The sequence below is a fragment of the Pseudomonas sp. B21-036 genome, assembly GCF_024748925.1.
Lineage (GTDB): Bacteria > Pseudomonadota > Gammaproteobacteria > Pseudomonadales > Pseudomonadaceae > Aquipseudomonas > Aquipseudomonas palmensis.
Genome location: NZ_CP087178.1, coordinates 2,917,779 through 2,926,420 on the forward strand (window position 1 = coordinate 2,917,779; position 8,642 = coordinate 2,926,420).

15 protein-coding genes are annotated in these 8,642 nt (G+C 61.5%); all 15 read right to left on the bottom strand.

Annotated elements, in window-relative coordinates; genetic code table 11:
- Positions 1 to 23: 23 nt before the first annotated feature.
- Positions 24 to 1,352, bottom strand: coding sequence for a terminase (locus LOY33_RS13050; RefSeq protein ID WP_167274768.1), 1,329 nt, complete (start codon positions 1,350 to 1,352; stop codon positions 24 to 26).
- Positions 1,327 to 1,803, bottom strand: coding sequence for a DUF2280 domain-containing protein (locus tag LOY33_RS13055; RefSeq protein WP_258658466.1), 477 nt, complete (start codon positions 1,801 to 1,803; stop codon positions 1,327 to 1,329). Before LOY33_RS13055 ends, LOY33_RS13050 begins: the two co-directional genes overlap by 26 nt.
- A gap of 31 nt (positions 1,804 to 1,834) precedes the next feature.
- Complete coding sequence (locus LOY33_RS13060; RefSeq protein WP_258658468.1) at positions 1,835 to 2,443, bottom strand: putative metallopeptidase; 609 nt, start codon at positions 2,441 to 2,443, stop codon at positions 1,835 to 1,837.
- 47 nt (positions 2,444 to 2,490) lie between these two features.
- Complete coding sequence (locus tag LOY33_RS13065) at positions 2,491 to 2,808, bottom strand: hypothetical protein (RefSeq protein WP_210015046.1); 318 nt, start codon at positions 2,806 to 2,808, stop codon at positions 2,491 to 2,493.
- Positions 2,808 to 3,179: a hypothetical protein gene (locus LOY33_RS13070; protein WP_054915223.1), complete on the bottom strand. Its 372-nt coding sequence runs from the start codon at positions 3,177 to 3,179 to the stop codon at positions 2,808 to 2,810. The genes LOY33_RS13065 and LOY33_RS13070 overlap by 1 nt, the downstream gene beginning before the upstream one ends.
- A 215-nt stretch (positions 3,180 to 3,394) precedes the next feature.
- Positions 3,395 to 3,619 (bottom strand): hypothetical protein, encoded by a 225-nt coding sequence (locus tag LOY33_RS13075; RefSeq protein ID WP_258658470.1) that lies wholly within the window; start codon positions 3,617 to 3,619, stop codon positions 3,395 to 3,397.
- A gap of 705 nt (positions 3,620 to 4,324) precedes the next feature.
- Entirely contained in the window at positions 4,325 to 4,915 is a 591-nt protein-coding gene (locus tag LOY33_RS13080) for a hypothetical protein (protein WP_258658479.1), read from the bottom strand.
- Positions 4,906 to 5,274 (bottom strand): Lar family restriction alleviation protein, encoded by a 369-nt coding sequence (locus LOY33_RS13085; protein ID WP_258658482.1) that lies wholly within the window; start codon positions 5,272 to 5,274, stop codon positions 4,906 to 4,908. The genes LOY33_RS13080 and LOY33_RS13085 overlap by 10 nt, the downstream gene beginning before the upstream one ends.
- The gene (locus LOY33_RS13090) at positions 5,271 to 5,864 is read right to left on the bottom strand and encodes a recombination protein NinG (protein ID WP_258658485.1); all 594 of its coding nucleotides are present in this window, start codon (positions 5,862 to 5,864) and stop codon (positions 5,271 to 5,273) included. Before LOY33_RS13090 ends, LOY33_RS13085 begins: the two co-directional genes overlap by 4 nt.
- Entirely contained in the window at positions 5,864 to 6,280 is a 417-nt protein-coding gene (locus tag LOY33_RS13095) for a recombination protein NinB (RefSeq protein WP_210014818.1), read from the bottom strand. Before LOY33_RS13095 ends, LOY33_RS13090 begins: the two co-directional genes overlap by 1 nt.
- Positions 6,273 to 6,464 carry a hypothetical protein gene (locus LOY33_RS13100; RefSeq protein ID WP_258658486.1) on the bottom strand — a complete coding sequence of 64 codons (192 nt, stop codon included), beginning with the start codon at positions 6,462 to 6,464 and terminating at the stop codon, positions 6,273 to 6,275. Before LOY33_RS13100 ends, LOY33_RS13095 begins: the two co-directional genes overlap by 8 nt.
- Positions 6,461 to 6,784: a hypothetical protein gene (locus tag LOY33_RS13105; RefSeq protein WP_258658498.1), complete on the bottom strand. Its 324-nt coding sequence runs from the start codon at positions 6,782 to 6,784 to the stop codon at positions 6,461 to 6,463. Before LOY33_RS13105 ends, LOY33_RS13100 begins: the two co-directional genes overlap by 4 nt.
- Positions 6,784 to 6,975, bottom strand: a complete 192-nt coding sequence (locus LOY33_RS13110) for a hypothetical protein (RefSeq protein ID WP_258658501.1) — start codon at positions 6,973 to 6,975, stop codon at positions 6,784 to 6,786. Before LOY33_RS13110 ends, LOY33_RS13105 begins: the two co-directional genes overlap by 1 nt.
- Positions 6,975 to 7,769 (bottom strand): ATP-binding protein, encoded by a 795-nt coding sequence (locus LOY33_RS13115; protein ID WP_258658516.1) that lies wholly within the window; start codon positions 7,767 to 7,769, stop codon positions 6,975 to 6,977. Before LOY33_RS13115 ends, LOY33_RS13110 begins: the two co-directional genes overlap by 1 nt.
- Complete coding sequence (locus LOY33_RS13120) at positions 7,759 to 8,598, bottom strand: replication protein (protein WP_258658520.1); 840 nt, start codon at positions 8,596 to 8,598, stop codon at positions 7,759 to 7,761. Before LOY33_RS13120 ends, LOY33_RS13115 begins: the two co-directional genes overlap by 11 nt.
- Positions 8,599 to 8,642: the final 44 nt, after the last annotated feature.

Sequence of the window (8,642 nt, forward strand, 5' to 3'; positions counted from 1 at the left end):
TGGGTTGGTTGATTGAACAGGCATTACGCCAAACCTCCGATGCGGCGGGTGCCGGCGGACTGAGTCTTGATCGGGAACCGCTTGGCGATGAAGTAGCCGGCGGCGTCGTTCATGTGGTCGTGCCCTTTCTTGGGGTCCTTGTCCGGTTCGCCTTTGTCGGTGTACGTCTGCCGTTCCAGACACTGGGTGAGTTGCGGGCACTGGTCGATGTTGACCTTCATGCGACGCTCCCCGTAAGTGTTCAGGAACATGGCGTTGACCGCGTTGATACGGTCCTTCACGCCGGGGTTCTGTGAGTCGACCACCACGGTGAAGCCAGCCTTCTTGAGCAGGGACAGGTCCGACTCGCTGGCATTCTTGCTGCTGGTGTTCTGTCCGCTGGCGTCTGGGTACACGGAAACGCTGTGACCAGAGAAGCGCACCTTGATCTTCTCGATCATCTCCGGCGTATCGCGCACTGAGTGGAACTCGTCCAGGGCCAACGGCAAGCCGTCTCGGACCACGTACACAACCGCAGCCATCTTCATGACGTTGAAGTCCATGCCGATGTGTATGGCCTCTCCCGGCTTGATGCGTTCGCTGGTGCGGCACTCTGCCCTGTCGAAGGTGTAGTAGACGACCCCGGCATAGTTCTCAAACCCGGCCTCGTATTCCTGGCGGAATGTGCGCGGGTCCATCTTGCGCCGAGCAGCGTCCAGCTCATCGGCCGGGACGTTGCCGCCCTGCAGCGATGTGTACTGCCAGCTCTTGTGGTCAGGCTCGCCGCCCGGCTGCCCGTCGCGGTAAGTGTCGTAGCAGTGATTGAAACCCTTCGGGGTGCCGATCCGCAGCGCATGCCCGCCTTTGCGCGACTCTCCGGTCTGGGGAATCGTGTACTGGCAGGTCGAGAGCATCGGCCGGAGAACTTCTTCCCAGGCTGCCCATGGGCAGTCCGCCCACTCGTCCACCAGGACGAAGAACAGACCAGAGCCCCGCAGGTTGTCGTAGTTGTCCAGGCCGACCACGCGCATGATGTGACCGGACTTGAGGGTAATCGAGCACTCGGTCTCGTTCGGCCGTGCTGCGCGCCATGCCTCAGGGATGGCCTGTTTGAGCCGGCGCCAGAAGACTCGCTTGGCCTGCTTGAACGTCGGCGCGCCATACCAGATCTCGTCCTCGACGCTCACGCCCCACTCCGCAGCCAGCCGGGCCGCGCGTCGCATTTCTGCTTTGCCGAGGAAGGTCTTGCCAAATCGTCGCCCGCACACCGCATCACGGAAGCGCGCCTCAGGCTGGAAACCCCAGCAGTAGATGTTCGCCTGCTTCGGCGTCAGCTTCACCGGCGGATCATAGGTACGGGGTAGTCGGGACACCTTCGTCTGGCTCCAGCTTGTACTCAGCAACGGCGTGCTGCTGGTCCGCCTGGGAGCCCAGGGGCTTGTCGGGTTCGAGCTTGCGGTTCACGTACATGTCGCCGCATTCCTTTGCTGCCTGCTCGTACAGCTGGGCAGTCAACGCGAGATTGCGCATGTTCTCGGCTTTCTCAGCCATTCGCCCAAGGCCGCGCAGGCGGAACGCTCGGTTGGCAATAGGGATCTCCGCTGTCTCTTCGCGGAAGCGCTTGCGGCATTCATGGAACAGGTCAGCCCACTTTTGGGCCAGCCCCCTGCCTGCATACTTGGTGGGATCATGCGACTCGCACTGCTGGCGACTCACCTCTACCCCGAATTCCTTCTTGACGGCCTCCACCACCTGGCTGGGTGAATCGAAGCAGGCCAGAGCCTGAACAATGAAGGCTTTGACCTCGCTTCGTAGTGCTGCCATGGGTTTGTCATCCGTCAAAACCTGTCAAAAATCAGGCCGACTTGAGTAGGCAGGTTCCGCAGGCCCTCGAAATGTTGATCTTGGCCACCTCAGGCGGCCGGCTTGCAGCGTCGATCAGCTGCTGTACGTCGTTGCTGGCACCGTAGCGGCGCACCACTCCAACAAACTCCTCTACGTCGTGCCCACGCATCTCCAGCTTGGGCATGCCGTCTTGGGTGAAAGCCAGGGCGCCGTACTTATCGAGCTTGTGCGCGATGTGATACAGCTCGTGCTCTACCAAAGCGCAGAACTCGGCCTCGGAGCACTGGGCGCAGTAGTCAGCGGCAAGGGTGATCAGGAATTCAGGCTCTTCGCCGAACCATTCGCGCATCTGCTGCTCTTGGCGTGCCTTCTGCCAGCCACCCGCGCGGATCATCAACTGCTCAGCCTGGCCCAGGACTGACCTGCCCTTCTTCGCAAAGCTGGACGACGCCCACATGACTCCGACGCTCGCATCGATCAGATGGGCGTGCTCTTCGTTGTGGATGCTGCCCGTGGTGGCGAGGATCTCGCGCTGTATCCACTCCCAGACATCTGGTGCGGGGCGCAAGGTCAACCAAGGCGATTCGAGCAGGTCGGCCGGCGGAATCGGTCTGCTCATGCTCACTCCCGCGCCACGAAACGGCGCGCTGCTATTTTGTGGCGCGGCTATGGGGAAACCCGATTGAGCGCCTCATCAGCCTTGTCGGCCGCCTTGGTAGCGGTGGTCGCCGCCTTGGTTGCCTTCTCGGCGGCAGTGCTGGTCTTGCGGGTCAACTCATCGAGGCGATGGTCACGCTGGCGGGTGGCCTCGTCGTAGGCGGCGCGGATCTCGGCGACCTGTTGGCGGTATGAATCTGCCAGCGCCCACTGCCCGAGCTGGAAGCCAAAGAAGACCCCGCCGGTTACCAGCAGCATCGCGATGAGCCACACCTCGACACGGCGCCACCAATGGCGGGCCATGAACTGGATTGCGCACTTGTCCATCAGGTAGTGCCTCCCAACTTGATGCGCAGGCGGGCGATCTCGTCGCTTTGAAGCGTCACCCGCTCTGTGAGGTTGGCGACCTGACTGGTCAGGGCTTCGATCTTCCCTTCCATGCGGCCAACGGTTGCGGCTAGGTCATTGCGCTCCTTGGCAAATTGGTCGGCGCGGGCCTCGGCAAGCTTGCGGGCCTCACGCTCGGAGTCGAGCAGTTCGTTCAGCCGGCGGACGGTGCCTATGTCGGCATTGTCCATGGCGCGGTCAGCTGCATCCTTGGACAGGAACTTACGCAGCCATAGGAAGCCGCCTAGCAATACGGTGCCTGTTCCACCCAGCCAGGTGGCTGTGCCTGGGCCGAGGTCGGTAGGGTCCATTCTTAACTCCGGAAACGAAAAAGCCCCGGCAAATGCCGAGGCTTCAATAAAAAACCCGGCCTTTCGACCGGGTATCCCGAACCGCCTTGCCGACCCGTGTTGCCACGAGCATGTGCAGTTCGGATATCCATACTGCCAGGTAATCGCTGCATCCGCCACGTCAGCCGGAGACGCACGTCACCGGTGAACCGCAAAAGCTCAACGCAGATAGAGCTTCACGCTTGCGGGGCGGGAACTTCATCAACGCTGATGCAGTGCTCAATCTCGGTGATCTTCACGAGGGCCTGCTCTGCGAGCGGATAAGCGCCAAACACCCGACCTTGATAGAACACAACCCATACGAACTCTACCGGTTCAGCGCCACCGAAAGTGCGAACCAGATCTTGGAACCTCTCGGCCAAGTCATCGAAATGCATCTGCGCCATGCCACGCAACACCATGCTGAACGCTCCTTCACTCAAAGCTGCATTCTGCGCTCAGTGAAATGTGTGGGCAACTCGCTGACTGACTTCAAGGGATGCAGAGGGCCGGTGCTTACCCGGCTTGATGGGCTGGATCGCTGGGTCACGTACCCCAGCCCCTCATCGCGTAACCGATCAGGGCGCGCAAGGCTTTGATCGATGCCACTACCGACTTAGCCTAGCTGCCTGGGCGTGTCATCTGCATAAAACGGGACGGCCGACACAGCCAAGATCCTCGGCATTGCCTAGACTGCAGCCCAGACCGACATGATAGGAATCGTGATGAGATTTAGAATTGACTATTTCCTGAGGGGAAAGGAGCGATGGTGGTGCTGCGAGGCATCAACTGACACCCTATCGCTCGATGATGCTTTGCTCGCACTCATCACGCTCCACATGTCCTATGAGGACCAGGTGTTGCGCGTCGATCTGCCTCGCACCTCAGCTCTGGATCACATTCAGCTGGCGAAAGAGCTCGGTATCTCAGACGTGAGAGTGAGCCCCTCAATGACAAAAAACCCTGACTTGTAGGCCTGAGCTCGCCTGTGTCGTTCCGCTTGCAAGCCGCACGAAAAGCCCAGCACGACGGCTGGGCTTTGTTGGATCTTAAGAGTAATTTGCCATAGGCAAAACTCTAACAGTGGCGATACGGTATCACCAGCCGCACGGGAACGCAATAGGCCCTCAAGCGGCACTCTTCATTTCGTAAATTACGGCCGCAACTGGTCCGAGCGCCATCCGATCCACATCCTCACAGCAGTCGAACGCCAGCCGCACAAACCCACCCCAGTCGCGCTCCCAGTTGGCTGATTCCAGTCTTACCCCGTAGTGAGCATCCAGCCAGGCCCTGAAACCTTCCGGCGACGCCAGGGGGTCATCGTTGGCCGACTGGCCGCCCTGGTGCATGTAGCGGTACCGGGTCATGACTCCCTTCACTACGTACTCGAGCTTTTCGCGCTTGGCGGCGGTCATGCGCGGCGACTTGCTCTGCACCAGGCCGAAGATGACCTCCTCTGCTGTCTCTCGGGTGTCGTCATCCAGACGCGGGCTGTACATGAAGTTGCCAAAGGAGCGGATCTGGCTGTGCAACTTGCCGATCGCCGACTGTACACGCCCGGCCAGCGCCTGGTGCACCGCATGGCTCGCGCTGCGCTGCTTGTCGGTGGTCTGCACCATGGCGCCCAGCAGGCCCAGTTGCTCGATGAATGCACCCTGGCTGTCCCAAGGCTGGTAGTAGCAATCGTGCCAGACCTGACGCGCGCTGTTCAGTTGCATGCTGCGACCCCCTTGCTCTCTTCGCTTCGCGGGAACAGGTTCAGTCCATCGACATCCCCTGCGTCATACGCCTGGCGAGCCTGGGCGTGGCGGCCATTCCAGCGCTCAGCGGCAATACGCATGACATCGATCACGGTGAGGTCAAAAATGTGTTCGAAAGTGCTCAAGGAGCACGAATCAATGGTTGGCCCCTGCGCGCCGCAGTCATGACACCAGACGTATGCCGAGTAGTCCTCGTCGAAGCACTCTGTCTGCGGCCTATGAATCGCCACTGGCGAGTTGGTGACGAAGTCAAACGCAGAGATGCATGGCGGACCCTCACAGAACGGGCAAGGCGCCAACTTGATTTGCTCGATCATGCTGCTGCCCTCTTGAGATCGCGGAGTTTTTGACGGTACAGAGCCTTGATGGCCTGCAGGTCTTCGATGGTGTAGCGGCGCGGCTCCTGATCAACCTCCAGCGCTTCGACGGCGGCCAGACCGATGCGCTGAATCAGGCCCAGTCGGTAGTCGGCCACATTGCCGGAAAGGTAGCGGTTGTCGTGCTTGGACTGGGCGTGGCAGTTGTTCTCGTCGAAGCGCAAGTGCGGCGCGGCGCCTGTGCTGCGGTAGTGCCCTGCATCGACCGCGTTCCCGTTCCAGTCGAGAGGTCGATCACTGGAGATGCACGCATACCCCGCCAGGCGGTCCCGCTCGCGGATGTAAGCGTTGAACGCCTGCTGAGCCTCCCGCAGGTAGTCGCCGCGGCTCTTCAGCTTCTCCTTGCGCACCTTGACCTCGCGGCGCTCACGCTGGTCGATGGCCTTGCGAGCCTTGTCACGGTTCGCCGGCGCGATGGCCAGGCCGCAGGCTGGGCTGCAGACGGCCTGGCCCAGGCGGCGCGGTGGGAAGCTGGCACCGCACGCAGGGTTCTTGCACTTCTTCGGGCGCGGTTGTTTGGTCGCAAGCATCAGTAACGCCCCTCCCACAGATCCTTCTGGCTCCAGCGCACCTGGTGCTCGGCGCCGAAAGCCTGGATCCACTCCAGAAGACTCGCGCACTGCTTCACGCTGAGCTGGCTGGTGCGCTCGTACACGACGTCGAAGCCGTTACCGTCTACCGCTGGTATTAGTTGGGGCTGCTCGCCCGCCTCACGCAGCCAGGCGGCAGTCAGGAGTCGCTTCCAGATCAGAACGTCCCACTTCTTGCCGGCGTGCTCGACCTGCTTGGCGATATCGCTCAGGCAGGCGTGGAGCTTCTTGTTCTGCTCGCCGCTGCGATCCTGATCCTTGATGACGATCTTCTTGGGTCGGGTGAAGTCCTGGGCCTGCAGGTGGCCCAGCAGACGATTGACGTCCGCCATGCTGTGCATCACGAAGTCAGTCACTGAACACCTCAATACCCCTTTTCAGGTGCCGGTCATGCCATACAAGGCCGTATGTCTTGGCGGCCAGCGCCCTGCGTCGCACTTCGGCGTCACCGTACCGTTTGAATAGATCCCAGGTGACGTACCATTGCTCAAGGGAGGAAAGCGCTATCTGAATGATCCAGTCCGTCCGCTCCTTGGTCATGGCGCCACCTTCAGGCCCTGGGCCTCGATTACAGAGCGGCACTCACCAAGGGCGTGGTTGTAGGCGTCTTGGGCTGCCTCCTCCTTCGACGTACTGGTCCTGCAGGTGTCCTCGGACGGCAGCTCCACCACCACGGCCTCGCGGGAGGCCTGCCAGCACACCCAGTTCTCGACGAAGCGCTCGTACTTGGCGACGGTGCACAGTTTGAGGTGGAACAGAACGTAGCGGCCCTGCTCAGCGTTCCAGCAAGCGCCTTCCGGCACCGGGTAGCGCGCCTCGAATTGCTCGCGGCTGATGTCGCGCATCTTGTTGGTGTCCATCAGTGCTTCTCCCCGCGAATGTCGTCGAGCGCCGCCTGCATGCGGCCGTGGATGTCGTCGTAGTCCTTGACCGACTCTGGCGACAGGAATCCAGCACCGGCCGGCTCAACAACATCCCAAAGGCGGCCGTAGAGGCGGCAGAACGAATCGCAGGCCTTCACGAGTTCGTCGACTTGCTCTTGAGTAGCCATCAAACGCCCTCCTTGCCGCGGTACGATTCCCAGGTGAACGGCAGCACGATCACGCCACCTTCACGCAGGCGATCGGCGGATCGCTCGCCCATCGCCGCCGGCAGTTCGCGAACATCCAGGTTGGAAATCACGATGGTGGGCAACATCCGCTCGTAGCGGCCGTTGATGATCGAGAACAGGCGGCTGAGCTCGAAGTCGCTCGGGGCTTCCCTGCTGGCGCCGACCTCGTCCAGCACCAGCAGCGTGGGGCGCACCAGCGCGTCGAGGATGCTGCCCTCGGTCTGGCTGGAGCTGCCGTCGAAGGTCGTGCGGATCGCTTGCAGGATGCCGCCAAGCGTGCGATAGGCTGCGGTGTACTCGGTCAATTCCATAACGGCCTGAGCCATGGAAACGCCCAGGTGGGTCTTTCCGGTGCCAGGGTGGCCGACCAGGATCACGCAGCGCCCGGCTTCGAGGTTCTGCTGGAACTGCTCGACGTAGAGCCGGCAGCGCGCCAGGGCCTTGGCCTGGCCAGGGCTGGAAGCTTGGTAGGTGTCGAAGGTCTTGTCCTTGAAGCGCTTGGGCACCAAGGCATCGCCGAGCTTCCAGGCCAGTTCGTGGCGTTGACGCTCGACGAGCTCAGCCTTCTCCTTCGCGATCCGGGCGGCCTTGCAGTGCGGGCACGGCGAACGGAACGTGTGGCTCAGCACCTGGGTGACGGTGGCCGAGTACTCCCCGTGATCCTCGCAGACTGCCATCGAGGTGACTTGTGGGCTGGCCATGCTGGACAGGTGCACGACTTTCTCAGAACGCATAGGAACCATCCTCTCGGGGGATCAGGCCGGCGGTGTAGTCACGGTCAGCGAAGCCGTGGTGGCGCGACTGGGTGGCTGGAGCGGCTTCGGCCAGGCGCTTGATCACCCAGGACGCCTTGAAGCCCTGCCACCCGGAATTCAGCGCTTCGGTGATTGCGTCGTTCGCGGAGATACCGGCGTCGGCGCACTTGGCCAGCTCGGTGTTCACGGTTGCCCAGACGGTGGCAGTCACAGCAGCGCGCTTGACCTTTCGCTGGGCCAGCCAGTCGGCCAGCAACTGCTCAGGGACGTTGTGCGGGTTGTCAGCCAGCAACTGGGCCATGCCGAACGGTGCCTTGCGCTCAGCCTTCGGTGGCTCGACCGGCTCTTGGGGGGGATTAATCTCTTTCGAAGAAAGAGTTAATAGGGGTTCTTTCTTGGAATAGAGAAGGGAGTCGTCGGTTTCGGTCTGTTTCGCAGCAGATCCGATTCGGACGATTTGAGCCGAGTCAGACGATATGGTCTGTTTCGGATGCTCAACAAATACCCACTCCTTCGGGTCGCACAGGCCGATATCGCCACGGGCACCACCCTCACGGAACAGCACCCGGCGCCGCAGCAGGCCGGAGATAGCCTTGGAGATCGTGTCGGGGTGAATGTTGGTGGCCTTGGCGATAGCGGTGGCCGGGATGCGCTGGGCGCCCTCGTTGAAGTTCAGGGTGGCCTTGGCCACGTACAGCACGACCTTCATCTCGTGCGCCGACAGGTTGATGGCCATCAGGCCATCCATCAGATGATTGTCCATCCGGGTAAACCCCCCGGTGTTGCGTAGCGGGATGATATTTGTCATGATTCGTCTCGTTGAATAGCTGTTGAAGAAGCCGGTCTAGCCAC

Excerpts from the sequence above, each read along its gene's own strand:
- LOY33_RS13055 (WP_258658466.1), bottom strand. The coding sequence starts at position 1,803 with ATGGCAGCACTACGAAGCGAGGTCAAAGCCTTCATTGTTCAGGCTCTG.
- LOY33_RS13060 (WP_258658468.1), bottom strand. The coding sequence starts at position 2,443 with ATGAGCAGACCGATTCCGCCGGCCGACCTGCTCGAATCGCCTTGGTTG.
- LOY33_RS13065 (WP_210015046.1), bottom strand. The coding sequence starts at position 2,808 with ATGGACAAGTGCGCAATCCAGTTCATGGCCCGCCATTGGTGGCGCCGT.
- LOY33_RS13070 (WP_054915223.1), bottom strand. The coding sequence starts at position 3,179 with ATGGACCCTACCGACCTCGGCCCAGGCACAGCCACCTGGCTGGGTGGA.
- LOY33_RS13075 (WP_258658470.1), bottom strand. The coding sequence starts at position 3,619 with ATGGTGTTGCGTGGCATGGCGCAGATGCATTTCGATGACTTGGCCGAG.
- LOY33_RS13080 (WP_258658479.1), bottom strand. The coding sequence starts at position 4,915 with ATGCAACTGAACAGCGCGCGTCAGGTCTGGCACGATTGCTACTACCAG.
- LOY33_RS13085 (WP_258658482.1), bottom strand. The coding sequence starts at position 5,274 with ATGATCGAGCAAATCAAGTTGGCGCCTTGCCCGTTCTGTGAGGGTCCG.
- LOY33_RS13090 (WP_258658485.1), bottom strand. The coding sequence starts at position 5,864 with ATGCTTGCGACCAAACAACCGCGCCCGAAGAAGTGCAAGAACCCTGCG.
- LOY33_RS13100 (WP_258658486.1), bottom strand. The coding sequence starts at position 6,464 with ATGACCAAGGAGCGGACGGACTGGATCATTCAGATAGCGCTTTCCTCC.
- LOY33_RS13105 (WP_258658498.1), bottom strand. The coding sequence starts at position 6,784 with ATGGACACCAACAAGATGCGCGACATCAGCCGCGAGCAATTCGAGGCG.
- LOY33_RS13110 (WP_258658501.1), bottom strand. The coding sequence starts at position 6,975 with ATGGCTACTCAAGAGCAAGTCGACGAACTCGTGAAGGCCTGCGATTCG.
- LOY33_RS13115 (WP_258658516.1), bottom strand. The coding sequence starts at position 7,769 with ATGCGTTCTGAGAAAGTCGTGCACCTGTCCAGCATGGCCAGCCCACAA.
- LOY33_RS13120 (WP_258658520.1), bottom strand. The coding sequence starts at position 8,598 with ATGACAAATATCATCCCGCTACGCAACACCGGGGGGTTTACCCGGATG.